At 41.5% G+C, this 25,872-nt stretch carries 22 protein-coding genes; 9 read left to right on the top strand and 13 right to left on the bottom strand.

What is annotated here, in order from left to right; translation table 11 throughout:
• Positions 1-37 precede the first annotated feature (37 nt).
• A complete protein-coding gene (locus P2W73_RS15525) occupies positions 38-2,890 on the bottom strand; it encodes a M16 family metallopeptidase (protein ID WP_276502986.1) in 2,853 nt (950 codons plus the stop codon).
• Positions 2,891-3,108: 218 nt separating this feature from the next.
• Here P2W73_RS15525 and P2W73_RS15520 point away from each other — a divergent pair, with 218 nt between their 5' ends.
• Positions 3,109-4,953, top strand: a complete 1,845-nt coding sequence (locus P2W73_RS15520; protein ID WP_276502985.1) for a 2-oxoacid:acceptor oxidoreductase subunit alpha — start codon at positions 3,109-3,111, stop codon at positions 4,951-4,953.
• Positions 4,954-5,006: 53 nt separating this feature from the next.
• Here P2W73_RS15520 and P2W73_RS15515 read toward each other — a convergent pair whose 3' ends face one another.
• The 4 genes from P2W73_RS15515 to P2W73_RS15500 are packed head-to-tail and all read right to left on the bottom strand — an operon-like array spanning position 5,007 to position 8,327.
• Positions 5,007-5,702, bottom strand: coding sequence for a LytR/AlgR family response regulator transcription factor (locus P2W73_RS15515; RefSeq protein WP_276502984.1), 696 nt, complete (start codon positions 5,700-5,702; stop codon positions 5,007-5,009).
• A complete protein-coding gene (locus tag P2W73_RS15510; protein ID WP_276502983.1) occupies positions 5,695-6,975 on the bottom strand; it encodes a sensor histidine kinase in 1,281 nt (426 codons plus the stop codon). The genes P2W73_RS15515 and P2W73_RS15510 overlap by 8 nt, the downstream gene beginning before the upstream one ends.
• On the bottom strand, positions 6,950-7,276 hold the full coding sequence (locus P2W73_RS15505; protein WP_276502982.1) for a DUF4907 domain-containing protein: 327 nt from the start codon (positions 7,274-7,276) through the stop codon (positions 6,950-6,952). Before P2W73_RS15505 ends, P2W73_RS15510 begins: the two co-directional genes overlap by 26 nt.
• A 31-nt stretch (positions 7,277-7,307) precedes the next feature.
• Entirely contained in the window at positions 7,308-8,327 is a 1,020-nt protein-coding gene (locus P2W73_RS15500; RefSeq protein WP_276502981.1) for a Kelch repeat-containing protein, read from the bottom strand.
• A gap of 312 nt (positions 8,328-8,639) precedes the next feature.
• Here P2W73_RS15500 and P2W73_RS15495 point away from each other — a divergent pair, with 312 nt between their 5' ends.
• The 4 genes from P2W73_RS15495 (at position 8,640) to P2W73_RS15480 (ending at position 12,515) form a co-directional block, all read left to right on the top strand.
• A complete protein-coding gene (locus P2W73_RS15495; RefSeq protein WP_276502980.1) occupies positions 8,640-9,932 on the top strand; it encodes a DUF4270 family protein in 1,293 nt (430 codons plus the stop codon).
• Between the two features lie 3 nt (positions 9,933-9,935).
• Positions 9,936-11,195 (top strand): BamG family beta-barrel-assembly machinery protein, encoded by a 1,260-nt coding sequence (gene bamG, locus P2W73_RS15490; RefSeq protein ID WP_500691738.1) that lies wholly within the window; start codon positions 9,936-9,938, stop codon positions 11,193-11,195.
• Positions 11,196-11,216: 21 nt separating this feature from the next.
• A complete protein-coding gene (locus tag P2W73_RS15485; protein ID WP_276502978.1) occupies positions 11,217-11,984 on the top strand; it encodes a hypothetical protein in 768 nt (255 codons plus the stop codon).
• A 105-nt stretch (positions 11,985-12,089) separates the two neighbouring features.
• Positions 12,090-12,515: a RidA family protein gene (locus P2W73_RS15480; RefSeq protein ID WP_276502977.1), complete on the top strand. Its 426-nt coding sequence runs from the start codon at positions 12,090-12,092 to the stop codon at positions 12,513-12,515.
• 216 nt (positions 12,516-12,731) lie between these two features.
• On the opposite strand, the gene nth is transcribed toward P2W73_RS15480, so the two are convergent.
• From nth to P2W73_RS15440, 8 genes are all read right to left on the bottom strand, one after another.
• Positions 12,732-13,538 carry an endonuclease III gene (gene nth, locus P2W73_RS15475; RefSeq protein ID WP_276503073.1) on the bottom strand — a complete coding sequence of 269 codons (807 nt, stop codon included), beginning with the start codon at positions 13,536-13,538 and terminating at the stop codon, positions 12,732-12,734.
• Between the two features lie 42 nt (positions 13,539-13,580).
• Positions 13,581-13,811, bottom strand: coding sequence for a hypothetical protein (locus P2W73_RS15470; RefSeq protein WP_276502976.1), 231 nt, complete (start codon positions 13,809-13,811; stop codon positions 13,581-13,583).
• Positions 13,812-13,899: 88 nt separating this feature from the next.
• Positions 13,900-14,214, bottom strand: coding sequence for an FtsB family cell division protein (locus P2W73_RS15465; protein ID WP_276502975.1), 315 nt, complete (start codon positions 14,212-14,214; stop codon positions 13,900-13,902).
• Positions 14,215-14,300: 86 nt separating this feature from the next.
• Positions 14,301-15,590 (bottom strand): phosphopyruvate hydratase, encoded by a 1,290-nt coding sequence (gene eno / locus P2W73_RS15460; RefSeq protein ID WP_276502974.1) that lies wholly within the window; start codon positions 15,588-15,590, stop codon positions 14,301-14,303.
• Positions 15,591-15,710: 120 nt separating this feature from the next.
• Complete coding sequence (locus P2W73_RS15455) at positions 15,711-17,246, bottom strand: DUF4874 domain-containing protein (RefSeq protein ID WP_276502973.1); 1,536 nt, start codon at positions 17,244-17,246, stop codon at positions 15,711-15,713.
• 163 nt (positions 17,247-17,409) lie between these two features.
• The gene (gldA, locus tag P2W73_RS15450; RefSeq protein ID WP_276502972.1) at positions 17,410-18,330 is read right to left on the bottom strand and encodes a gliding motility-associated ABC transporter ATP-binding subunit GldA; all 921 of its coding nucleotides are present in this window, start codon (positions 18,328-18,330) and stop codon (positions 17,410-17,412) included.
• A 77-nt stretch (positions 18,331-18,407) separates the two neighbouring features.
• Positions 18,408-19,511 (bottom strand): glycoside hydrolase family 130 protein, encoded by a 1,104-nt coding sequence (locus P2W73_RS15445; RefSeq protein ID WP_276502971.1) that lies wholly within the window; start codon positions 19,509-19,511, stop codon positions 18,408-18,410.
• Positions 19,512-19,576: 65 nt separating this feature from the next.
• Positions 19,577-20,212, bottom strand: coding sequence for a carbonic anhydrase (locus tag P2W73_RS15440; protein WP_276502970.1), 636 nt, complete (start codon positions 20,210-20,212; stop codon positions 19,577-19,579).
• Positions 20,213-20,529: 317 nt separating this feature from the next.
• On the opposite strand from P2W73_RS15440, the gene P2W73_RS15435 reads away from it, so the two are divergent.
• From P2W73_RS15435 to P2W73_RS15420, 4 genes are all read left to right on the top strand, one after another.
• Positions 20,530-20,856 (top strand): hypothetical protein, encoded by a 327-nt coding sequence (locus tag P2W73_RS15435; RefSeq protein ID WP_276502969.1) that lies wholly within the window; start codon positions 20,530-20,532, stop codon positions 20,854-20,856.
• Between the two features lie 123 nt (positions 20,857-20,979).
• Positions 20,980-21,666, top strand: a complete 687-nt coding sequence (locus tag P2W73_RS15430) for a carbonic anhydrase (protein ID WP_276502968.1) — start codon at positions 20,980-20,982, stop codon at positions 21,664-21,666.
• The gene (locus P2W73_RS15425; protein WP_276502967.1) at positions 21,653-23,260 is read left to right on the top strand and encodes a SulP family inorganic anion transporter; all 1,608 of its coding nucleotides are present in this window, start codon (positions 21,653-21,655) and stop codon (positions 23,258-23,260) included. Before P2W73_RS15430 ends, P2W73_RS15425 begins: the two co-directional genes overlap by 14 nt.
• Positions 23,261-23,274: 14 nt before the next feature.
• Positions 23,275-25,869: a YbcC family protein gene (locus P2W73_RS15420; RefSeq protein WP_276502966.1), complete on the top strand. Its 2,595-nt coding sequence runs from the start codon at positions 23,275-23,277 to the stop codon at positions 25,867-25,869.
• The last annotated feature ends 3 nt before the right edge of the window (positions 25,870-25,872 follow it).

Here is a 25,872-nt window from a genome sequence, read left to right as displayed (position 1 = left end):
AAAGAGTGGCGTTTTTCAATCAAAGCAAAACTTATCACTAGAATGCTTTCTTTTCTGCTGGTTTTCCGTCTGCATCTAACTCGATAATCTCATAGCCGAGTTTTTGTAAGCCGGGTACTATTTTAGCTTTATCACCCACTACCAGGATATTCATTTTATCGGTATTGATCCATTTTTTTGCCAATGCATCAATTTCCGCTTTGGTTATAGTTTTTACAATATTATTTTGCTGATCTACATAATCAGCTGGCAGGTTATTGTCTAAGATATTACCGATAAAACCTGCTTTTTGGAATCCGGTTTCATAGCGCAACGCATCCCGCTGGCCGATAGCACTTTTCATAAAACTTAATTCCTGTTCAGTGATTCCTTTTTCCGCATAATCCTTCAGTTCCCGGATAATTTCAATAGCGGCGCTATCAGTAGCATTGCCCCTGATGCCTGAACTGAATCCATAGTCGCCGGTTTGTTTGCCGCCGTTAAAACTGCTTCTGGCTCCATAGGTCCAGCCTTTGTCTTCACGCAGGTTCATATTTAAACGACTATTGAAAGCTCCACCCAAAGCATAATTCATTAAACCAGACTTGTAATATTCACCAGTGGCATCGTATTTAAGACCTGTAACATAACCAACACGAAATTCAGTCTGTGCCGATTTCGGCACATCCACCAAAAAGATCTTTGTTTTTTCAACAACAGGAGCTGCTGCAATCGTTGGGATGGCCACTTTCTTATTGGGTAGATTATTCAGGAATGAAAGTTTAGGCAAAATTTCATCCTCTTTGATGTCGCCAACGATCACCACTTCTGCATCCTGCGATGTCATATAGTTGTCGTAATAAGACTGAATATCGGCAATGGTAAAGGATTTCACAGTTTCTTCATCGCCATCACCTGAAATACCCAGGATATGGTTGGCGCCATAATTCAATTTTGCAAAAACATTGTCTGCCACTGCGGCGGGTTGCGTTTTCTGCTGTTTGAAACTTTCCAGGTTTTGTTTTTTAATCCGGTCAAAAGCTGATTGGGTGAACTTTGGATTAAATATTCTTTCTTCCAACAGTTTCAATGTTGCATCCAGGTTTTTCTTTTGCGACTGTACCTGGAAGGTAATATCATCGTTACCGCTAAATACATTGATCGAGCTACCCAACTTTTGGAGTTCCTTGCTCATTTCTTCAGCCGTATAATTTTTGGTATCATCATTCATCATATCAGTGAAGAATGATGCCTGTCCTGCTTTTGAAAGATCATTGGCATTCAGCAAATGTCCTCCTGGTATTTTAACTGATAAGGTAACGGTTGGTAACTCTGAATTTTCAGATCCAATGAACTTGATTCCATTTTCCCAATCCTTTCTCCAGAATGCGGGCACTTTTACAACCGGGTTAGGGCCATTGGGTGGCATCACGGCTCGGTCAAAATTATCTTTGGCTTTTACATATTTTAATCCTGCATAGCCATAATCAGGAGCGGTATAATTACTGTTATCAATTTTAAAATTGTTTTCACCCACGATCATTTTTTCTTGGCTTTTTGGTAATATGCTTACCACTACCGGATGTTTGTGTTTGATGTATTTGTTATAAACACGCATTACATCCTCTTTGGTAACAGCGAGGTATGTTTTCAATTGTTCGCCGATCATATTTGGATTGCCGGTATAAGTTTGAAAGGCGGCCAACTGCGATACCTTACCAGCTACACTTTGCAATCCATTTATTAATTGCGATTCATAACCACCTTTAAATTTTGCAATATCATCATCGGTTACGCCTCTAGCTTCAAAACTATCCAGTGCATTATCCAATTGGTAATACATGTTTGAAAGCGGTTTACCGGGATAAGGAATTACCTGGAAAGCAAAAAAGCCCGACAGCTCGAACAATACGCTAAAACATCCGGCCTGTAGCGCCTGTTGTTTTTTTGTCAGCTGCTGGTACATAAACGAGTTATTTCCCTGCCCCAATATTTGGGCAAGGCAAGCTAGTGCTGCACGGTCAGGATGATATTCAGGCACGGTTGGATAAGCCTTCACCAGCATCGGCAGGCGGGCATAATTGTCTACGTAAGAAACAAAGCGATGTTTGTCCAGCGTAGGAACCATGGCCGGCATTTTCTCCACCTTTGGCCCGGCAGGAATGGGCCCGAAATATTTTTCAACCAGTTTTATTACCTGCTCTGAGGTTACGTCGCCACCGACGGTAATAGTTGCATTGTTGGGGCCATACCAGCGTAAAAAGAAATTTTTCAGATCATCTACATTCACCCGGTTCAGGTCCTCTACATAGCCAATGGTTAGCCAGGAGTAAGGATGTCCGTAGGGGTAAAGGTTTTTTGATATTTCTTCAAAAAGCAAACCGTAAGGAACATTGTCAACCCTTTCACCTCTTTCATTTTTTACAGTTTCCCGCTGGTTCTCAAATTTTTTTTGCGTTACCGCATCCAGCAAAAAGCCCATACGATCGGCCTCCAGCCACAACATTTTTTCCAGTTGGTTGGAGGGAACCGTTTGAAAATAGTTAGTACGGTCCGTATTCGTAGAGCCATTTAAACTTCCTCCCGATTCAGTCACGATTTTGAAATGCTGATCATCGCCAACGTGGTCACTGCCCTGGAACATCATGTGCTCAAAAAAGTGTGCAAAGCCGGATTTTCCTATCTCTTCACGGGCAGAACCAACATGGTACGTCACGTCAACATGAGCCACCGGGTCGCTATGGTCTTCGTGAATGATAAGAGTAAGACCGTTTGGCAAAACATATTTCTCATAGGGAATTACCAGCTCATCTCCTTTGCGGGTGACCTTTTCCACCAGTTTTGCCTGGGCATTTACCACAACTGTTGTAAATAGTGCCAATGCCTGTAGCAGTAATAGTTTTTGTTTCATCTGTAGATTTTTTGTTTTTAAATTAGCCAGATGCGATTCGTCCCGACTGTAAACGTGGGGACTCATTTCATGCGTTGTTAATTAGTTTTTGATTAAGAGAATTAGCAAAATAGTGCAATTGGGCTTTCAAACCGCACCATTTATCAATTTTAAAGTCTACCAATTTAGGTGGTTAAACAAGCATAAACTACCCTAATTTTGCAAAACAATTTTTTACAATGATTCGCAAACAAGAAGTATTACAGGATGTAGTTATAAAGTTTGCCGGTGATAGTGGCGATGGGATGCAATTAACAGGTACTCAATTCACTAATAATACGGCCCTGTTAGGTATTGATTTGTCTACCTTCCCGGATTTCCCGGCCGAGATCAGGGCACCGCAGGGCACTTTGCCCGGCGTGAGTGGTTACCAGCTTCGGTTTTCCAGTGACAGGGTCTTTACTCCCGGCGATGCTTGTGATGTGCTGGTGGCTATGAATGCGGCTGCTCTAAAAGCAAATCTTACGGCTTTGAAAAAGGGGGGAAAGATTATTGTCAATACCGACGGCTTTGATTCAAAAAATCTCCGCCTCGCTAATTATCCCGAGGGTGAAAACCCGCTGGAAAACGGCAGCCTTGATAGCTACGAAGTGATCAAAATGGATGTCACCAAAATGACCCGTGAAGCGCTGAAGGATTTTACCATGGGTATGAAGGAAAAGGACCGGGCCAAAAATATGTTCGTACTCGGATTTCTTTACTGGATGTATGACCGGGATATGGACAATACCACCAGCTTCCTGAAAGAGAAGTTTGGTAAAAAGGCGGATATCCTGGAGAGTAACCTCCGGGTGTTGCAGGCTGGCTATAATTTCGGCGATACCACCGAAACATTTACTACCACTTATAAAGTTGAGAAAGCTAAGATGGAACCTGGTTCCTATCGATCCATCATGGGTAACCAGGCGCTGGCTTACGGTCTTATTGCCGCTTCACAGGTAAGTGGATTACCGATGTTTTTGGGCTCTTATCCCATTACCCCGGCCTCAGATATATTACATGAGCTGGCAAGACATAAGAATTTCGGCGTACGTACTTTCCAGGCAGAGGATGAAATTGCGGCGATTACCAGCGCTATCGGCGCAGCTTACGGGGGGGCGTTAGGAGTAACTACTACTTCCGGTCCTGGTATGGCATTGAAAGCGGAAGCAATGGGACTAGCCGTAATGCTTGAAATTCCCCTGCTGATCGTGGATGTGCAACGCGGCGGGCCATCCACCGGTTTGCCCACTAAAACTGAGCAGAGTGATCTGCTGCAGGCTTACTATGGAAGAAATGGAGAATGCCCGATGCCGGTTATCGCTTCGGCTACTCCTGCAGATTGTTTTGATGCCGTATATGAGGCAGTTCGCATTTCTGTACAACACATGACCCCTGTTATCTTTTTAAGTGATGGTTATATTGCCAACGGTGCCGAGCCGTGGAAATTTCCAACTACGGATCAATTGCCTCCCATTCATGTCAAATTCAAAACGGAATTAGGACACGGCGAGGAAAAGCTGCAACCCTATTTGCGGGATGAAAAGCTGGCCCGTCCATGGGCTGTGCCCGGAACACCGGGTTTAGAACACCGGATTGGTGGTTTGGAAAAACAAAACATCACCGGTAACATCAGCTATGATCCCGAGAATCACCAGCTGATGGTGAAAATAAGACAGGAGAAAGTTGATAAGATCGCGGAATATATTCCCGAACAAAAAATAGATAGCGGCGCTGATAAAGGGAAAGTGCTGGTTTTGGGATGGGGTTCTACATTTGGTGCTATTAAATCGGCTGTCGCTGAATTGCAATCAAAGGGTCATGCTGTAAGCCATGCGCATCTCAGGTACTTAAGACCTTTTCCAAAAAACCTGGGTGAAATCTTACACAACTTCGATACTATCCTGGTTCCCGAGATCAACAACGGACAACTGATCAAAATTATCCGCGACGTTTATTTTGTAGATGCCAAAGGATATCACAAGATCATGGGTGTGCCGATCACGAAGACGGAGTTGGTGGAAGAGATAAAGAAGTATTTATAAAAATAAATTGGAATGAAATTTTCGAAATCCATCAGTATATACTGGTGGATTTTTTAATGCTGCTCAATCAACGAAAAAAAGCTATCCCTGTAGTTATCACTAACCGGCAACGAGTTATTGTTAATCGTCACCGATTTCCTGGATGCTGTATTTATTTTTCGCAGTGATACCATATACGAACGATGAATGCGGATAAATTGTTTTTTATCCAGCAGGTCTTCAAAATATTTCAGGTTGTGTAAGATGAGCAAAGGATTATTTGAACTGATCAGGTGCACTTTGGTATAATCCTTATATCCTTCGAGGTATAAAATATCATCGTAAAAGATCTTGTGTAACTTATGTGATACATTGATAAAGAAAAACTCTTTGGCTTTATCTTTTTGATTTTTTATTTCGATGAACTCTTTTACCCTGTTGCAGGCAGTAATAAATTTTTCAAACGAAATAGGTTTTACCAGGTAATCCATTGCTTTCAACTCAAAGCCGTCAATGGCATATTCACTGTAAGCCGTTGTAAAGATCACTTCAGGTTTATTCACCAATGACCGGTAGAAGTCTATGCCCGATATATCCGGCATCTTGATATCCAGAAAAAGCAAATCAATTTTTTGGGATTCTAACACGGATAGAGCTTGCAAGGGTTCTTCAAATTTGCCTGCCAGTTTCAGGTAAGGTGTTTTATTGACAAAGTCTTCCAGCAATTGCAGGGCCAGTGGTTCATCATCAATGATCAGGCAGTTAAGCATTGGTTAAATCAATTTTTAGATTAACGATGTGCAGGCTTTCGTTACAAAAAATATCGAGCTGGTGACCGGGATATAGTAGTTCAAGTCTTCTCCTTACATTCTTTAAGCCAAGGCCACCGGTTTCAAAGCTATCTTTTTCCAAAATGGGATTGACTACTGATAACGTTAATGTTTTTTCAAAAATCACGATGCTGATGTCGATACAGGATGCAAGCGAATAACTGATGCCATGTTTAAACGCATTTTCGATAAACGTGATCAGTAAAAGTGGGGCTATCTTTTTTCCCTGCATATTGCCGGTAACGGAATAATTGATCTTTATCTTTTGGGAAAGGCGAAGACGCTGCAGGTCGATATAGTTATTGATATATTGAATGTCTTTGGATAGTTCTACCTGGTTATCACCGGAATCGTATAATACATAGCGAAGAAGCTCCGATAATTTTAAAATAGAATGTTCCGTATTGACCGATCGTGAATGAGCCTGCGAATAAATACTGTTTAGGGTATTAAATAAAAAATGCGGGTTGATCTGCGACTTTAGAAAATTTACTTCCGCATTCAGGTTGGCGTTTTCCAAAGCCTTCTTTTCATTTTGATTACGGATAAAAGAATAGCTGAGCCGGATGAAACCGCCGATCAGTAATAGCAGGGTGAACGAACTGATAGCATTGTTTAACGTCATTAACCAGGCGCCTCTCGGTATACCAAATAAAAATGGTTCAGGAAAAGGCGGTCGTCCATCTGTTCGGATGAGTGAATCCGTGGAAGACGCTGGTCCTTCAAAGGAAGTGACAAAACCTGCTGAATCTCTTATTACATGCACACCCAAGCCTTGAACGCTGTTATTTACAACGAATGCTGAACCTCCTTTTTCAGCATTTATTGCACCGGCTCGCACCATTTGCATAAAAGGTCTTCCTTCGCCACGGAAGTAAAATAACCGCAGGTTAACATGCAATGAAAAATATAGCATGAAAGCAAGGAAGATCAAAGAAAAATAGATAGCATATTTTTTCTTCTCAAAAAAACGGGGAATAAGCCAATAGTAGTTCAAATAAAATAAGATAACCAGTACGGCTTTATCAATCAATTCCCGGGTGATAAAACCATTGTTGATACGAACAGGGTATAATAAAACCGGTAGTAAGAACAGCAGGCACCAGCCAGCGGCATGAATCAAAACGGTCAGTAAAATATGCGCTTTGTTTTTTGTTTTTTGAAATCCAAAAAGCGTATGCAGAAAGTTATTTGGCTGTTCCCGGCTGATCATGCTGCGTCTTGTTTAAAGAAAGTATCGGCTCAAGCTCAAATGTAGTAACTGTGGGAAGTTGACCTCCTTTCATTTTGTTAATTATTAGCCGGGCGGTCTGTTCTGCCTGTATTTTGGTTTGAAACCCTGTCTGACCCTGTAAAGCGGGGATCAGCTCCTGGTGAATAAACAGTTCGTCATTCACCAGGATATCATATCCCCAGCCATGGGTACCTTCAAACACGGTTGCGCTGATATGGTTTTTCTTTTTGTTGGTCGATTGGTTGATTGTGACTACAAAAATGATTACAGCAAGCAACATTGATATACCTATGATAAGAGTATTGTGCCTGTTAGTCATTATCAACCTGTTCATCATTAGGTAAGAGCTCATACATATTGTCCATCATCAATGATCCGCTTCGGCCTGTCAATACAAACCCTCTGTTACTTAACATAAAAGCTACCGCACCTGTTCTTCCTGTTCCTTCAAATTGTGTTTTTTCTGACCAGCTGTCATTGGCCGGATCATACTGCCAGGTATACGAAGTGATAGAGCTATTTTCCCCGGACGTGATATATATGTAATTACCCATAGCAAAAGCAACTCCATTTTGACGGGCTATTGTGCCGTAATCATCATCATAGGTTTCATCCGAGTAGTTATAGATCTTCTTTTTTTCTGTCCACTCATTTGCTGCCGGATCATACATCCATAGATCTTTTAATATTTCGCCATTATTATTGCCGGCGCAGATATATCCTTTATCATTTGCGACAAAAGCTATAGCCGCCGAACGTTTTGATCCGCCCACGCTTGCTTTTTGTGTCCATTGATCAGACGCAGGATCATACTCCCACATATCTTTCAGGTAGTTGCCGTCATAGCCGCAGGCGATGTATCCCTTAGCACCAATAGCAAAGCCTACTGCATCATACCGGCCATTGCCTGCAAAGTTTGCTTTCTGTGTCCATTGATTAGTGGCCGGGTCATATTCCCAAAAATCATTCAGTTTGGTTACCCCATCATAACCGGTACCTACATAAGCCTTGGTCCCGACAGTGAAAGCAACAGCCGAATTTCTTGCTGCGCCGGGCAGGTCAGCTTTCTGTATCCAATAGCGGCGTGAAAGGTTGTATTCCCACAGGTCTTTAAAACGATCCGTATTTGTTGAGCCGGTACTGACATATGCATTGTCGCCGATAGTAAAACTTACTGCCTCGCTGCGTGCATTGCCTTCAAAATCATCGTAACGTTTCCAGTTGCCTACCAGTTCTTCGTCTTCATCTGTTGATTTACTACAACTCTGCGAAATAATGGCAGATGATAAAATAAGCAGTCCCCCGATCCAATATGCCTTTGTTTTAGTCATAAAAAAATTTTCATAAAAGTATTGGCGGATGAATGCAACACTATCTTAAAATAGATGAACAGACCAAACATATAGATGAATCCGGACTTGCAAACTATTATGAAGATTTTGACCATACCTGTTTATTTCCAGGCCTTCTAAGGGAAACGTTTTAGACTTGTCGGTGAAGTCATCGGATTGGCAGATTTAAAGTGATCATTGATATAGTATAACAAATCATGCGCAGAGTGGCTGAATAAATTGCAGCCAATTGCACTAAATAAATTTATTATGCATGATTTGATAAAGAGATTTAAAATCACACTACCCGCAATGCTTATTCTTTTTTTGTATGCCTGCGAAAGAAAGGATATTGCTTTTGGGACTATTCCGGAGAATAATTACACCAGTCTTGTTTTTACCGATACGATCAATGTCAATATCTCAACTGTTCTCACGGACTCATTTGCGACCAGTGGTGATTCTGTTTTTCTGATGGGCCGCTATAAAGATCCTTACCTGGGTGCTGTTAATGCACGTTCTTTTTTTCAAATGACTATTCCTTCGTCCCTACCTGAAATACCTGCTACTGCAAAGTTTGATTCGCTCAGCCTTATAGTCAGGCTTAATCATTATTACTATGGTGATACCAGCAAGACTCAAACAATACATGTTAATGAATTGGCGAATGCCATAAGTTATAGTTACAATAATAAGCTCTATAATACCAGTGATGTTGCCGTAAAGCCATCACTCCTTGGATCAAGAACATTAAAGATCAGCCCCAATGCGTTTGATTCGATTGTCATTCGCCTGGATGATAACAAGGGCTTGGAATTGTTTTCAAAACTGCGGCAATCGGCTGCTGATATTACCACCGAAAATGATTTCCTGAATTATTTCCGCGGCATTTCGATAGCAATAGATAATAATGACACCAGTGCCGTATATGGTTTGGCCGGGTCGGCAGGCAGCGTGGTGATGCGGGTTCATTATCATAACACAATCCCTTATCCCGAGAATCAGTACACCGATTTTACATCACTGGCAAATGATTATGCGTTTAATCAAATTCTTGCTACCCGCCAGGGCACCGGTCTTGTATCCGGTACAACTGGGACAACTGAAATTGCTTCTGATAAAACAAATGGACTTTCTTTTGCTCAACCCGGAACCGGTTTGTTGTTAAAGATGACTTTTCCAACCTTGAGCTCTGTACTGAACAATGAAAACATTGTAAAGCTGCTGAAAGCGGAATTACTGATACGGCCAACCTATCTTTCATTTGATAAGAATAAATACAAGTTGCCTTCACAACTTTACCTGGCGCAAACGGATGCTACTAATAGCGCCGGGAACACTATCATGGATTCGACTGGTTATTCAATTCAGTATGCCAATCCTGTTACAGATGATATCTATGGAGAAAACAATTACTACCGTTTTAATGTAACCAGTTATATCAATGAATTGCTGTATACAACCGGCAGCAGCAACAGGGGTGTTTTTGTAATAAACAATTCAGCCACTTCCTTAGTGAATGTAGACAGGCTGATAGTTAACAATTTTTCAAAGGCGAGTCAACAATCGCAGTTGTTATTATCATTTATGATCATCAATCAGTAAATCATGCGCCACGCTACAACATGTTTTTCTTTTCTTTTCTGCCTTGTTATAATTATATCGGAAAAATCATTTTCGCAGAATATGAATAGTCCTTATTCAATCTATGGGATTGGCGATATTGACACAAAGGCTTACAATCGTACCAGTGGTATGGGGAGTGCCGGTTTGGCTCTGCGATCTTCTTATTTTATGATTGATAACAATCCTGCTGCTATTGCCGGTCTTACCCGTAGCTTTTATATCGTGGATGCGTCCGTGACGGGTAAATCCATTATGTACAAAGGCGATCCCATCGATGCGACAAATAGTAACAACAAGGATTTTTGGATAAAGCGATTGTCATTGGGTATAAAGCTGAATAATTATTGGGCGAGTAGTGTCGGCTTTGGGCAATACAGTAACGTCAATTATAAACTCTATGGAACGCAAACAGTAGAAGGTTCTACTGCCAAATATCCAGCTTCCTGGGAAGGTGATGGCGGCTTAAATGAATACTACTGGACTAATGCTGTATCACTGGGCAAACATTGGTCATTCGGAATAAAATCTTCTATTATCGCCGGCGCTATTAATCAAACAGAAACAGTGGCGGATGAGAACCTAAGCTCCGCTATTTCTACAAAAGTGCAGGACTATTATGGGAAACCGCGATTCCAGTTTGGTACTATTTACTCTGCCCCGATTACTAAAAAGCTTGAGCTTTCTGTTGGTGGAAAGTATATTCCCAAAACTAAAATGACTTCAGAACGTTACCTGACGGTTACACAGGATAATACAACTCTACTGGAAAATGAGTCATTGAAATATAGCAAGTTTAGCCTGCCCGAAACATACGGAGTAGGTTTGGCGATAATGCATAATCAAAAAACAACGTTTGCGGCTGACTATGTCTATGAAGACTGGTCATCCTTAAAGATCAGGGAACAGGGCTGGCAAATGATCAGTAATAACCGGCTTTCCGCTGGTGTTGAATTTTCGCGGCAAGCGAGGGTAAAGAATATGCTAATGGAAAAAAGATTTTTCCAGTTAGGTGGTTTTTACAACAGTTCCTATTTGCAGGTAAGAAATCAACCGGTTCAAGAATTTGGCGTTACAGCAGGCATGGGCGGTATTATCGGCAATGGTCTTTTATATACGCTTGCATTGGAAGCTGGCAGGCGGGGTACGACACAACAAAAACTTATCAAGGAAAATTATGTGCAGCTAACGTTTAGTTTTTCCTACAGGGATTTCCTGGCGAGTAAGGGAAGAAAATATGATTGAGCTATTTTAAAACCACCGCTGATGTTGAGTTGTCAAAAAATAAAATGGTTAGGCTTGCTGATGACCATGGCTATCGTACAGGAAACACTTGCACAGGAAAAAGACGCAATGAGAAGCCATTCTTTTACAACAGGTATCTCTTCTCTGCTTGTCGGCGATGATTACCTTGGCGTGTATGAAAGGAAACTAAAGGTTGCAGGAATAGGATATCGTTTCCAGGTCCTTTCTCCATACAGAAAAAAAGCAATCAATGTTAATTGGAATAAGGGTACATCCCGGGGAATCGGCCTTTCTGAATTTGAGATTAGTTATTCGGACGCTTTTTCCATCGTCAAAAACAAAAAAAGTTTTTTCAATAGTTATGTGGGCTATTCAGTTGGTACCAATCCTGTTTTTTTGAAAACAAATACAAGAGAAACAGCAAGATATAGTTGGGCCGCTTCAACGTCATTGTCTCTCTACAATACCACGACTTATACATGGAAAAATAATAGCCTTTACCTGGAACTGTTCCTGCCGGTTATCGGGTTTGCCTCAAGACCGGTTCGAAATAACGTATACAAGGAAAGTATAAATGGTATTTTATACGATAGTTATAGCAACATTTCTTTTACTTCATGGCATAACCTGCGGGCAGTGACCGCTTCGTTGAAATATGCAAAACAGTTGAGCAAGAGCTGGGGCGTATCGGTTGCGTACAGTTACAACTATAAGCAGATGAAAAAAAGTTATGACTTTTTGGAAAAGGGAAGCGGTATACAGGCAGCCATTTCCTGGCATTTAAGATAAAAGAGTTTTGGGGTTTCGTGGTTTATGTTCATCCGTCCGCCGCAGGCGGATGGATTTTTTATTGCAGTACGGAGTAAAGAATTAATTTCAAGGAAAAGCTATTCTATGTATAAGATAACTTGCCTGTTTATGGTGATCTTTTTGGCAACTCAATCAGGTGCGCAAACCATTCAGAAACAAAAATGGCATTGGCGGAATGACCAGGATACATCGGCAGGCTACGCACAGGTAGTGAAAGTGGATAATGTCTTGTATATCTCCGGAACAGTGTCGAGGGATATCACGCCGGAAGGCATCACCAATGTGTACAAAGCGCTGGAAAGATCATTGCAACAATTTGGCGCTACATTTCAAAACGTGGTGAAGGAAAACTTATACACCACCGATATTGAAGCGATGAAGAAATACAATGATGCCCGAAAGGTTTTTTATAAAGGTGATTTTCCTGCCGCCACCTGGGTGCAGATCAGCCGGTTATTTATGGCTGATGCCAAACTGGAAGTAGAATTGATTGCGCATTTGCCGAAATGATTTTTAGCAGAGCTAAATTTTTTTGCCATAGCCAGTTGAGAACATACAATTTAATAAATCAAATGAACTCATAAGACAGAAAATAGAAATGAAAGCTGACGTTAAGGTTTGGTTGGAGGGTTTTCAGAAAGTGAAAAGATTTGGCTTGCGGTTATTAGCTGGGATAAATTAAGTTAGGCTAGCGGCTAATTATAAATTTTATCGAACTAAATAGGATTACAAATTCACTTCCCGCTGAAAATAATTACAAGCCTGCTGCAAGCCACATTCCCTGCATTTCGGATTTCGGGCAATGCAGATATAACGTCCATGGAGGATGAGCCAATGATGAGCTTTATGTATTAACTCTTCGGGAATATTTTTCACCAATTCTTTTTCTACTGCTAAGGGAGTGGTAGCCGTTTGTGGTACCAATCCTATCCGTTTGCTTACCCTGTTTACATGTGTATCCACGGCCATATTGGGTTGCTGATCCACTACCGATGTGATTACATTAGCTGTCTTTCTCCCAACCCCCGGTAATTGCACCAGTTCATCGACAGTCATCGGAATCTTTCCCGCATATTTTTCCTCTACCATCTTCGCCATCCCAATCAGGTGTTTGGTTTTGTTGTTGGGATAGGAGATGCTTTTGATCAAAGGAAAAAGTTCATCAAAGTTTGTTTGGCTTAATGTCTTAACATCCGGATATTTTTCAAAAATAGCAGGAGTGGTCAGATTCACTCTTTTGTCGGTGCATTGCGCAGAAAGAATAACAGCCACCAGCAACTGGTAGGGATTGTCATAGATCAGCTCTGTTTCAGCCTCAGGAACGTTTTTCTCAAAGTAATCGATTAAGAAATCGTAACGCTGTTTTCTTGTCATGGGAAGCAAAGCTAAGCTAAGAGGTAAAAGGGAAAAAGAGCTTAACGAGATAAACCTTGAAATAAGCTGTCTCCCCAAACGTGAAGAGCTCCATCCCTGCAGGCACTCCTCTTTCACCTCTTTCACTCCTTTGAGCTCATAGATAAAAAAAGCATCCACCAATTGGCAGATGCTAAATTTTTAAATCAGAACCGGAAAGGTTTACACCATTTCCTTTGATTTCTCACGGGCGTAGTTCAGGATGTTTAAAATCACTTCGGTGCGTGGGGATTGTTGGATTTGGTCAAGCCTTAGCATGGAGGTTTTTAATACATTGAATTTTTCCCGTAGTGTCCAGTCCAACCTGAGTGCATGCGCAATGGCTGCAGTCTGTTGGGGAGTGCTTTCTTTGTATAAATACATTAAAAGATCCTCCGGGGTAAATTTTGTCATTCGCAAACCATTAATGTCCTTAAATGTGAGATCCAGAAAAATTGTCCAGTTTTAATAACGAAGAATTAACGGCGTTATTGCCTTAAAACTACTTATTATCCCCGGCAGGTGCATCAGGAATGATAAACAGGTCTTCATTATCCCGTTTCATAAGGTATTTTTCCCTCGCATATTTTTCCAGGGTGCCGGGATTTGACTTAAGTTGCTCTAACTCTTTACGTTCGGTAGCGATACGGTCAGTGTAATATTGCTTGCTTTCCTGCAGGTCTTTCAACTGCCTGTTCCGGGCGGATTGAGTGAAAACATCGTTTTTATCAAAAAAAAGCATGATAGCGGCAAATACACCCAAGGCGATAATGTATTTGTTTTTGAGCCAGGCGGGAATATGGGTTAGTAGTTTCATATGTCAGTTGTTGGTAAACAGATGACAGTTGACAGGTCTAAACCAAAGTTAGGTGAAACTGTCATCTGTCATCTGCCCCCTGTCATCTATTTTCCAAACTTTATCTTTCCCTTTGGATAAAATGCACTGCTGCCTAATTGTTCTTCGATACGGATCAGCTGGTTGTATTTGGCGATCCGGTCAGTCCGGGAAGCAGAACCTGTTTTGATTTGGCCGCAATTCAATGCAACAGCCAAATCAGCGATAGTAGTATCTTCTGTTTCACCACTTCTATGGCTCATGATGGTATTGTATCCGTTATGTTGCGCTAATGTCACGGCATTGATAGTTTCAGTGATAGTGCCAATCTGGTTTACTTTCACCAGCAAGCCATTGGCAATGCTCTTGTCAATACCCGTCTGCAGGCGGGTAACATTGGTTACAAAAAGATCATCACCTACCAGCTGGCATTTACTGCCTACCGCTTGTGTCAGAGCAGCCCAGCCATTCCAATCGTCTTCGGCCATTCCATCTTCAATGGATACAATAGGGTATTGTTTCACCCAACCTTCCCAGAATTTCACCAACTGGTCACTGCTCAGCTGTTTGCCATCGCTTTTATGGAAAACATATTTTTTCTTTTTGGCATCCCACAGTTCACTGTTTGCAGCATCCATTGCAACCACGATCTGTGAACCTGCTTTATAACCGGAAGCCTGGATAGCCTGCATTACGGTGTCGATAGCTTCTTCATTGCTTTGAATATTGGGTGCAAAACCACCTTCGTCGCCAACATTGGTACTAAAGCCTTTTTTCTTCAACACTGATTTAAGGGCATGGAAAATTTCAACTCCCCAGCGAAGACCTTCGCTAAAGCTGGGAGCCCCAATCGGCATAATCATGAATTCCTGGAAATCTATTTTGTTATCCGCATGAGCGCCGCCATTCAGGATGTTCATCATGGGGATGGGAAGCGTTTTGGCATTGGTACCACCGATATAACGATATAGTGGTAAAGAAGCTTCTTCAGCCGCCGCTTTGGCAACCGCCATACTTACTGCCAATAATGCATTTGCGCCAAGTTTTCCTTTATTGTCTGTTCCATCCAACTCTATCATTATTTCATCGATGCCCGTTTGATCAGCCACATCATAACCCAGCAATGCCGGGGCAATCACGGTGTTTACATTCTTTACGGCTTTCAAAACGCCTTTGCCGAGGTATTTTTTCTTGTCATCATCTCTCAATTCCACTGCTTCATGGATACCTGTACTTGCACCACTTGGTACAGCCGCACGGCCAACGGCGCCTTCATCGGTGATAACATCTACTTCCACGGTGGGGTTACCCCTGGAATCTAAAATTTGCCTGGCAAAAATCTCGGAAATGTAACTCATAGCTTTGATTGGTTTTTTAATACGATAAATAAATGACGTTGGCAAGCGGTTGCAAATGTAATCAACTTTAGTATTGTGAGAATGCCGGAGTTTTTTGTACTAACAGTTATCAGCTAAAAGTTAATTGACCTGGAAACTTCCAATGATATTGATGAGATATTTATTTCCGGCGTCCTGCCACCATTCGATATTCCCATTTGCCAGGTAGATGGCATATCTGGCATCATATTTTAATTCAGGTGAGCTATCAGGCATCCAGATTCCAACCCGGTATTTGCCCGGGTTAAATGAACTGTCGAAATAAATTGCCTGGTTGATCGTGTGGTTATTATTCCCGGAGACATGTGCCGGCATCCATGTTGTTGGGTCCGCTTTGGTTAAAACTTCCTTGATATTATCTTGTTCATCCACCAATACAAAATAAACAGGACGGCTGTTAATAAGCGGGGCGAAGCCAAAGTTTTTTAACTGTATGGAGAAATTGGCGGAATCTCCCCAGTTGACAAAAGAAGGCATCGCAGCCTCTGTAGCCTGGAACCGATAACCGAGATGATCCCTGATATAATCATATGCACTTCTGTTTACCTCTTGTCCTTGTTGATTTAAAAAATAGTCATCCGATACGGTAATCCTTTGCTGCCTGAATTCACGTATGGAATAAAACCGATTTTTCCAGGCAGCGATATTCGTTGCATAATTATGGACTACACTGAAGCTGCTGTGGGCATGTGTTTGCATTCGTTTGATCGCCTGTAGTCCACCGCTGTTGCCCAATGCAATCATGTTAAATGCAAGCGGGTCATTTCCATCGTATGGCATTTCGCCATCTACAATGGAAGAAATGGCTTCTTTTTCTACCAACTTATAGTCGTCATCGCCATAGCGATAATCCCACCGGGCATATGGCCCCTGGTCCAATACGAAATAGGCGTTTTGAAAACCGATACGATTGTATTCCTCGGGGGTTAGCGGGTAATAAATGACAGGGCTGCTATTGCTTAAACGGATGTAGCCGGCAGCATTTGTTTTGTAGATTGTTTCCCGCACTTGTATTTTCCTGGTCTTGGGAAAAGCGGACATCATGTCACGTATTACCAGTTTTTTATTCAACTCTTCTTTGTCAAGCCCTGAATGATGCCACTCACCCCACAATCCTAAAAAGCCCGCCTGGAAAGCAAAGATCATCGGTTCATTTTTTTGCAGAAACTTTTTTAACTGGATAAGATGTGTTTGAATGTCACTGTAGGTTTCATATTTGATATTATCATTATAGCGGTAGGCAAAAATAAGAATGACCTTATACCCTGATTTTTTTAGCTGGTCAAAAATTGACTGCATATTATTGAGTGCGTTGTCAGGAATCTTTTTGCCTAGATAATCCGTGAGATAAAAATAAAGTTGGGTGAGCTTTGTTTTTTCATTGTAGGTCTTTTCATGGGTTTCAAGGATAACGGACATATTGTTTCTGTGATAAAGGCCATTGTATGGATTTATGAGGGTGCTGGCCTGCATCATATGTTCCAGTCTCAGTCCTCTTTCGGGATTAGCCAATGGCTGACTGGCGTTCGCATCGTCGGCACGAATGCCCCGGTAATAAATAGTTTGTGTCTGACAGGTATTACAAAAAGCGAAGGAAGAAAAAGCATTTGCTGACATCCTGGTTTGAGTGTCAGGCTGCAAAGGCTGCTCAATTTCTTTTTTGCACGAGAAAAAAAACAGCAAGCAGATCAAGATGGATGCTACCCTGGTGATGGTGGTTGTGCCTTAAATGGTGGTTGCCTTAATACCACAACTAATTTAGGCAAAAAAGAATACGAAGTCAACTCAAATTGCCGGCATTTGTCAACGACCTGAAAATTTCTTCCAGGCTTTGATTTTCACTTTGCAGGGAAACGATGTTGAGATTGTTCGCAAGTGCCAATTCAAGTATCTGCTTGCGAACCACTTCAGGGTTTTGTGTGTGCAATTTGTAGTGTGATGACTGAACTTGCTCTACTCCGCTTACCTCAGCTAATTGGGCAAGTAGTTCTTTGTCGACCGGCTCCTTGAATTGAACGGCGACAATGTGAGTTTCTTTATTTCCTGCCTGCAAATGGCTAAGTTTATCGTCAGCTACCAATTCTCCCCGGTTGATGATGATGACCCGGTCGCAAATGGCTTCCACTTCCTGCAGGATATGCGAGGAGAATAAAACCGTTTTATTCAAGCCCTGTTGTTTGATCACTTCCCGTATTTCAATGATCTGGTTAGGGTCGAGGCCGCTGGTGGGCTCGTCCAGTATCAATACTTCGGGTTGATGAATAAGTGCCGCTGCCAAACCTACTCTTTGTTTATAGCCCTTGGAAAGCTGGCCAATTTTCTTTTTTCTTTCAACTGTTAAACCCACTGTTTTGATCGCCTCATCTATGGCAGTTTGTTTATCCTTCACGCCGTGCAGCGCTGCTATAAAGCCTAAATACTCCTTCACATACATATCATAGTAAAGAGCATTTAACTCCGGTAAATAACCAATCTTCTTTTTTATTTCTAATGGATTTTCCGCAACATTTATCCCGCATACATAGGCTTCACCACCGGTTTGTTGCAGGTAGCCGGTGATGATCTTCATAGTTGTTGATTTGCCTGCACCATTAGGGCCAAGGAAGCCAACGATTTCACCATTATTTACTTTAAATGAAATATTATTGACAGCCTTCTGTTCGCCGTAAACTTTAAGAAGATTTCTTACTTCAATTGACATGGGCAGCTTTGCAACTTGTTGATTTGCGAATTTAGATCATTTCGTTCCATTCTTGCAATTAGACCGATCATCAGCTTTTACTTTACTGCAGCAGCAATTTTTGAATCAGCAGTGCCATAGTATAAAAACCATTGGCTTTTATAATTCACCAATCCTTCTGCAAAGCATACCTGGTTGACCTGGCCGCTTATTTCATAGGGTTTATCGGGTTTCATAAAATAGGTTTGCATCCGGTGAATTACTTTAGACGGATCATTTTTATCTAATAAAATTTGTGCTACGGTATAAGTTCCTTCATCCAGAGATGTGTCACCTTTTGCAGGTACATTCCGGCTGTTATAAATAAGTAATACGCCGTTATCGGTTAGCATGGCGGCGGGTCCTGGTTCTACCAAATCACTGTCAAACATTCCCTTTCTTGGACCAAAGACACTTAGAAGTTTTCCTTCATTACTTTCTACAGGCGTCCAGTTGATAAGGTCATCTGATGAGGCGAGGAAGATATCCGTATCTCCCCAATACATCCAATACTTACCATTAATCCTGGTAGCTATAGCCTTTCCATTTTTGTATTCACAAATAATAGAACCCGACTTGCTCCATGCATTTACATATTTTTCATTAAAAGCTTTTTGAAATACATGACCATGCTTTGCCCAGCGATATAAATCAGTTGAAGTGGCTACCAGCAATCTGGCCTTATCTCCGTCATAGGCGGTATAGGTTAAATAATAGATGCCCTTTTTATCTTCCACAATGCGGGGATCTTCGCATCCACCTTCCCATTCCCATTTTTTCAATGAATCATTATCGGGGAAAAAAACCGGGACAGGGTGTTTGGTAAAATGTAATCCATCAAGGCTCCAGGCCAGGCCTATTCTTGAAGTGCCCGCAAACTTTCCAATTTTGTCTTCAGCCCGATACAATAGAAAAACTGTATCATGCCTTACAACCGCAGCGGGATTGAACACATCTTTTTCCTCCCACTTAACTATTGTGTTCCTTATGGGACAACGAAATGCTGAAGCTGAGTCGGGGAACAGGATGGGGTTTGTTTCAGTTGATTTTACAAAAGGACCGATTGTCCAGTCATCAAGTTTTCCGTCCTGTTTTTTGGACGAAGGGGTATTGTTACAGCCTGCAACTAATATAGTCGCAATAAGCATAGCAAGTAATCGCATAGAAGGCAGTTATTTTTAAAGATAAAAAAAGCCGTCACAGGACAGCTTTTTTATTTATTAAGATTTTAAAGATCGGTAAACTCATACAGCGGATCAATCGGCGACCCGGCTTTCATTTCAAGCACCGGTTTAATGAGCCCATCCTTTAATCCATACACCCAGCCATGCAGATCAGGGCGTTGTTCATTCTTCCATGCCTTTTGAATAATGGATGTTTTTGCCAGGCGCTGTGTCTGCTCCATTACGTTCAATTCTGTCAGCCGGTCAGCCCTTTGTTCATCATCTTTGATAGCGTCCAGTTCTTCCCGGTTATGCCGGTATACATCTTTAATAGTACGGAGCCACATGTTCAGCACCTGTTTATAATCTTTATTGTCCATAGCAGCTTTGATGCCACCACAGCCATAGTGACCACAAACGATCACATGCTTTACTTTAAGATGCACTACCGCATATTCCAAAACACTTAAAAGATTTACATCGGTATGAATGACCAGGTTGGCAATATTGCGATGAACAAATATTTCACCCGGATCGGTGCCGGTGATTTCATTGGCCGGAACACGGCTGTCGCTACAGCCTATCCAAAGAAACTCTGGCGTCTGAATATGAGCAAGCCGGTCAAAAAAGCCCGGATCCTGTGCAAGTTTTCCTGCCGCCCATAATTTATTTTCATGTAATAAAACCTCGTATGATTTCATAATGATTAAGTCAATTGCCAAATTTAGTTTTAATTTAAAGATTACTGGTTCTAATATCAGTGAACAGAAAAGGTTGAAATAATTTCCATGCCAGCCAACAATTGTGTTGCTCTGCTGTTACAGTTAATCTATCTGGTATCGTATTTGTTTTACAGGATAAATGCCATGAATAATAATTGAACAAGTGTTAGTGTTGGTTAAGGGTTGTTAATAATAATATTACAAGGCTTATCCATTAATGGTTTGGTTCAAAACTGGTAATTGACTATTTTGCAGTGCTTCTGATGAGTGTAAAAAAGACATATAATGCTTTGCAAATGGCTTCGGCCGTTTTTATGATCCTGGCATTGCTATGGCTCACTATCAGTGCTCCCTTTGTATATGCGGGTCAGCAGGAAATAGCTAAGCAGTCGAAAGTGACAGCTACCACGGCAGATGATGACAATTCTGCCAACCCTTTTGGCAATAATACCGAGGAAAAATCTCCTGGTAACGGCAGCTCTTTTTCTGAAGAATACCTGCATGATCATCATCACGCCGAACATTTCTTTTCTATTATTTCACGCTATCATAAATGTGAGAATGCAGATACCTATCATGCATTCCATGGCGAATTATTAGTACCTCCACCCAACGCAGCATAATCTGCAAGACTGCATTTTGTAACGTTTGGCTGTATTCAGCCAGAATTTTCTGATGTAATAATTTTTTTCTACTGTCATAGTGTTGCCAGCTGCAATAGCTATTTACTTAAACATATATATATTATGAGAAAGCATTCTAAAGAATACTTAGAGAATCTTACGCCCTATAAGGGATATGAATTACTTGTTGAAGGCAATAAGCGCTTTATAAATAATCTGCAGACGGATCATGATCACCTTGAGATGATCAATGAAACACGGGAAGGTCAATATCCCTTCGCAGTCATTTTAAGTTGCATGGATTCCCGTACTTCCACCGAGCTCATTTTTGACCAGGGGCTTGGGGACATCTTTAGCATCAGGGTTGCCGGCAATATCGTTAACAATGATATACTGGCGAGTATTGAATACGCAATTAAATATGTGGGCTCAAAAGTGTTGATGGTGCTGGGCCACACCGAATGTGGCGCCATCAAGAGTGCCAAACAGGGAGTAGAAGATGGACATATTACCGCCTTGCTAAACCGCATTCAGCCTTCGATCAGCAAAGCTTTATTACAGGATAGCAGCAACCATCTGTTTAACGATGAGGTTGCCTACGCAAATGTGGAGAACAGCCTCGAAGAAATACTGAACAGGAGTGATATAGTGAAAGAAATGTTTAAAAAAGGCGAGATCGGTATTGTGGGCGGCATTTATAATGTTGAAAATGGAAGCGTAGATTTTTTTAAAAACCTTACCAAAAAAGAAAACGGAAATAAAAAATCTGCTAACAATCTAAAAACTGTAATTACAAATGAAGTTCAATAGTTCTATGCTTAAATCAGACCTGCCATCAGGGCTGGTTGTTTTCCTGGTTGCCCTTCCGCTTTGTTTAGGTATCGCACTTGCCAGTGGTGCTCCGCTTTTTAGCGGTATTATTTCTGGTATCGTTGGAGGTATTGTCATCGGGACATTAAGCAATTCCTCATTGAGTGTAAGCGGCCCTGCTGCCGGCTTGGCTGCACTCGTATTGGGGGCCATAAGCACTATCGGCAATTTTCAGTTGTTTTTATGTGCGGTGTTTATAGCCGGCATCTTTCAGATCATTTTGGGAGCAGCCAAACTGGGTGGTATTGCAAACTATATTCCCAGCAGTGTAATCAAAGGTATGCTCACCAGTATCGGTATTTTGATCATTGCAAAACAAATTCCTCATGCCTTTGGCTATGATAAAGATGAAAAGGGTAATATGACTGAACTGTTACCCTATGGTAGCGAGGATATGCATGAACTGCTGCAACCGCTTCATCACATCGAAATTGGTGTAACCATTTTATGCGTGGTATCGATCCTCATCATGTTACTATGGGAGCGGCCTTTCATTAAAAAAAGACTGCCCTTTATTCCCGGTGCATTGGTCGCTGTGATCGCAGCCTTACTTATTAATACAATATGGGTTCAAACCGGCAGCGCATTGGCTGCAGAAAACGAACATCTTGTTCAGATACCGGTTGCTGGTAATGCCAGTGAGTTTTTTAGTTTTTTTACACTGCCTGATTTTAATGGCTTTTTGGATGGCCGGGTAATTATGTATGGTGTTTTTATAGCCATTATTGCTTCATTGGAAACGCTGTTAAGTATTGAGGCAATCGATAACATAGATCCTGAAAGACGGGTGACCAATACCAATAAGGAATTGTTTGCCCAGGGAGTGGGTAATGCAGTAGCGGGGCTTATTGGCGGATTGCCCGTGACAAGTGTAATCGTGCGAAGCAGCGCCAATGTAAATGCAGGAGCTAAATCAAAGTTGTCCGCGATTATTCACGGCATCCTGTTGCTTTTTTGTATTATCGCCATTCCTTTTTTGCTCAATAAAATTCCACTGTCTGCACTCGCAGCTGTTTTATTGCTGACCGGGTATAAACTTGCTAAACCATCTTTCTTCAGGTTGATGTTCGAGAATGGGAAATACCAGTTTATACCATTTATTGTAACCGTTATCATAATACTGGCTATAGATCTGTTTAATATTTATCCGGCTTTAAGCGGCAAAGGTTTAATAGTTGGTGTTTTTGCCGGCATCATTGCGGCAACAGGAGCTATACTTCACGGTAACCTGAAGAATTCTTATTTCTTCCACGAGGAAAAACACACAGAAGGAGAAACGATTAATATCCGTTTGTCAGAAGAAGTATCCTTTTTGAATAAGGCGGCGATCCGCGAAACGCTCGATCATATGCCGGCTCAGTCTTCGGTAAGAATTGATGCTTCCAATACCCAATATATCGATTTTGACGTGCTTGAATTGATCAAAGAGTTCAGGGATATCAAAGCACCGTTGAAAAATATAAAACTTCAGTTGGTCGGCTTTAAAGATGCTTATCAAATTGAAAACGAGCTGCATGTTCAATCTGCTCACTAATCAATAAAAAAAGCATGACAACAAACCATTTTGATGAAAACCATGTGCTGCATAAATTAAAGCATTTTCTGCCTTCACAGCAGGCACTAAAGGATTTTATTCATCATAATTCATTGCATGTTTTTCAGCACATGAAGTTTTATGACGCTATTTTTAAAGCGTCTAAAATTTTTGGATTCCAGGTGCATCTGCAGTTGGGTGAATACCGGGAGCTTTATAAGACGGGCAGGATACGGCAGGACGTGTTGCAGATGGTAGTCGCCAACAAAAAAGAAAATGTTGCGGAGTGGAAAACCAAACTACTCCACCAGCAGTATGACACTATTAATCAGCCGCGGATCGGACAACTGAGAAAACTTTGGAAAAGCGTTTATCATATCGACCTCGATAATAAAGTACATCCGCTTTTGTTTCGTATCCTTTGCGCTTTTTTGGACCAGGGTATCGCAGTGGAAAATTTCCCGGTAAGCAACAAAAGTTTTACTGATAGCATAAGAGAACTGGAGAAAAATAGCTCGGTCAGCTTTTTTAAGACCCGGTCTGTTAAGCAGAAATTTTTATCCGGTGATTATTCAATTACCGGGTTATTGCAAACCATCGTGGATGACGAAGCTTACTTTGAGCAATATCTTTTTGACCAGCAGTTTGCACATCATGGCTGGAGTGGTTTTGTGAGTGCAGTAGAAGATAATCCTCAAACATTATTGGACAGGAAAATTATTACGCTAAGGGAGCTGGTTGAGTTTGAATTATTGCTGGAACTGGATGCATTGAACGCACATTTCAAAAATAATTGGGAACGACTGATTATTCACATAGATGCTCCTCCAATGGATCTGTTGGCAGATATAGAAAAAACTGAATTGGCCCAAGTGATCGAACTATGGCAAGATGCATTTGAATGGAGCTACTACGATTCGGTATTGAAGGGTATTCAACTGGCCTCCCCAAACCCCGTCAACGGAAAGGCTTTAGAACCGGCAATTGTAAAAGACTTTTCGGTGTCAAATGGCCATATGGTTCCCCCTTTAGGGGGCGGAGGGGGTTTCCAGGCTATCTTTTGTATAGATGAAAGAGAATGTTCTTTACGACGACATATAGAAGCTGTTGACAAAAACTGTGAAACATTCGGAGCTCCCGGCTTTTTTGGTGTTGAATTTTATTTTCAGCAAGAGGGGAGTAAGTTTTATGATAAACTTTGCCCTGCACCGGTAACCCCAAAGTATTTGATCAAAGAATTTGAAGCGAAAACAGCACGAAAAGGAGAAGCCCTGTATACGAAACATACACACGGATTTTTGACAGGCTTTGCACTTAGTATAAGCCTTGGCTTTTGGGCTTTTATAAAAACGGTGCTCAGTCTTTTTAAACCTACAATGAGCCCGGCTATTTCAAATGCTTATGGGCACATGGATCGTCAGTCAGTGCTTACCATTGAAAATAAAAATGCCGATGATATAGAAAATGGATTACAGGTAGGTTATACAATAGATGAAATGGTGACAAGAGCAGAAGGATTTTTGAAAAGTATAGGCCTGGTCAAAAATTTTGCTCCCATCATTTATATCGTCGCACATGGCAGCAGTAGTGCCAATAATCCACATCACGGCGCCCATGACTGTGGCGCCTGTAGCGGCAGACCCGGCGCTGCCAATGCAAGAGTGCAGGCTTTTATTTTAAATCATCAAAAAGTCAGGGAGATCCTGCAGACGAAAGGCATTATAATTCCTGGAACGACACAGTTTATAGGCAGCATGCATGATACTGCGGCGGACGTGATAGGGTATTACGATGAACAACCGCTGACTGAAGAAAATCTAAAGAGGCATTTTATCAATAAACAAAATTTTGAAACAGCATTGAACTTAAATGCCAAAGAAAGAAGCCGGAGATTTGCCTCTATTGACACCCGGCAAAGATTAGAACATGTTCGCAAAGCCATCCATAACCGCAGTGTTTCTTTATTTGAACCGCGGCCGGAATTAGGTCATGGAACAAATACACTGGCTATCATCGGCAGGAGACAGACTACAAAGGGATTGTTCCTGGATCGCCGAGCTTTTCTAAATAGTTATGACTATACAACTGACCCGGATGGGGCGATACTTACAGGTGTAATGAGACCCATTGGTTTGGTATGCGGCGGCATTAATCTTGAATATTATTTTTCAAGAGTTGATAATATAAAAATGGGTGCCGGTACTAAACTACCTCACAATGTCATGGGCCTGTTTGGTGTTGCCAACAGCAGTGATGGTGATTTGCGCCCCGGCCTTCCCTGGCAAATGATCGAAGTGCATGACCCCGTCAGGTTGCTGGTAATTGTTGAACATAGACCCGAAATTGTTTTGAAAGCCATTCAATCTTCCCCTGAAGTATTTGAGTGGTATAAAAACGAGTGGGTGCATATCGTGTCGTTTCACCCGGAAGAAAAACAGTTTTATTATTTCCGTAATGGTTCGTTTTTAAAGTATGAACCGATTACTGATGCAGCAGAAATCAAAACGATCAGGAACATGGAAGAATTTATAGAGAAGGCTAAAGAAATGGAAACAAATCATATTGTACATGCTACGGAGGAAAATCTTCCGGTATACCTGTTGGATTGACTG

Source organism: Terrimonas pollutisoli, from assembly GCF_029360765.1.
GTDB classification, from domain to species: domain Bacteria; phylum Bacteroidota; class Bacteroidia; order Chitinophagales; family Chitinophagaceae; genus Terrimonas_B; species Terrimonas_B pollutisoli.
The sequence above is the reverse complement of the archived record's forward strand: the minus strand, read 5'-3'. Positions and strand labels throughout refer to the sequence as shown.

Coding starts and splice junctions, on each gene's coding strand:
- gldA (WP_276502972.1), bottom strand. CDS start 18,330: ATGTCAATTGAAGTAAGAAATCTTCTTAAAGTTTACGGCGAACAGAAG.
- P2W73_RS15440 (WP_276502970.1), bottom strand. CDS start 20,212: ATGAAATCATACGAGGTTTTATTACATGAAAATAAATTATGGGCGGCA.
- P2W73_RS15500 (WP_276502981.1), bottom strand. CDS start 8,327: ATGACTAAAACAAAGGCATATTGGATCGGGGGACTGCTTATTTTATCA.
- P2W73_RS15480 (WP_276502977.1), top strand. CDS start 12,090: ATGTATAAGATAACTTGCCTGTTTATGGTGATCTTTTTGGCAACTCAA.
- P2W73_RS15485 (WP_276502978.1), top strand. CDS start 11,217: ATGTTGAGTTGTCAAAAAATAAAATGGTTAGGCTTGCTGATGACCATG.
- P2W73_RS15420 (WP_276502966.1), top strand. CDS start 23,275: ATGACAACAAACCATTTTGATGAAAACCATGTGCTGCATAAATTAAAG.
- P2W73_RS15470 (WP_276502976.1), bottom strand. CDS start 13,811: ATGACAAAATTTACCCCGGAGGATCTTTTAATGTATTTATACAAAGAA.
- P2W73_RS15455 (WP_276502973.1), bottom strand. CDS start 17,246: ATGTCAGCAAATGCTTTTTCTTCCTTCGCTTTTTGTAATACCTGTCAG.
- P2W73_RS15515 (WP_276502984.1), bottom strand. CDS start 5,702: ATGCTTAACTGCCTGATCATTGATGATGAACCACTGGCCCTGCAATTG.
- P2W73_RS15505 (WP_276502982.1), bottom strand. CDS start 7,276: ATGTTGCTTGCTGTAATCATTTTTGTAGTCACAATCAACCAATCGACC.
- P2W73_RS15525 (WP_276502986.1), bottom strand. CDS start 2,890: ATGAAACAAAAACTATTACTGCTACAGGCATTGGCACTATTTACAACA.
- eno (WP_276502974.1), bottom strand. CDS start 15,590: ATGAGTTACATTTCCGAGATTTTTGCCAGGCAAATTTTAGATTCCAGG.
- bamG (WP_500691738.1), top strand. CDS start 9,936: ATGCGCCACGCTACAACATGTTTTTCTTTTCTTTTCTGCCTTGTTATA.
- P2W73_RS15425 (WP_276502967.1), top strand. CDS start 21,653: ATGAAGTTCAATAGTTCTATGCTTAAATCAGACCTGCCATCAGGGCTG.
- P2W73_RS15430 (WP_276502968.1), top strand. CDS start 20,980: ATGAGAAAGCATTCTAAAGAATACTTAGAGAATCTTACGCCCTATAAG.
- P2W73_RS15445 (WP_276502971.1), bottom strand. CDS start 19,511: ATGCGATTACTTGCTATGCTTATTGCGACTATATTAGTTGCAGGCTGT.
- P2W73_RS15520 (WP_276502985.1), top strand. CDS start 3,109: ATGATTCGCAAACAAGAAGTATTACAGGATGTAGTTATAAAGTTTGCC.
- P2W73_RS15465 (WP_276502975.1), bottom strand. CDS start 14,214: ATGAAACTACTAACCCATATTCCCGCCTGGCTCAAAAACAAATACATT.
- P2W73_RS15510 (WP_276502983.1), bottom strand. CDS start 6,975: ATGATCAGCCGGGAACAGCCAAATAACTTTCTGCATACGCTTTTTGGA.
- P2W73_RS15435 (WP_276502969.1), top strand. CDS start 20,530: ATGGCTTCGGCCGTTTTTATGATCCTGGCATTGCTATGGCTCACTATC.
- P2W73_RS15495 (WP_276502980.1), top strand. CDS start 8,640: ATGCTTATTCTTTTTTTGTATGCCTGCGAAAGAAAGGATATTGCTTTT.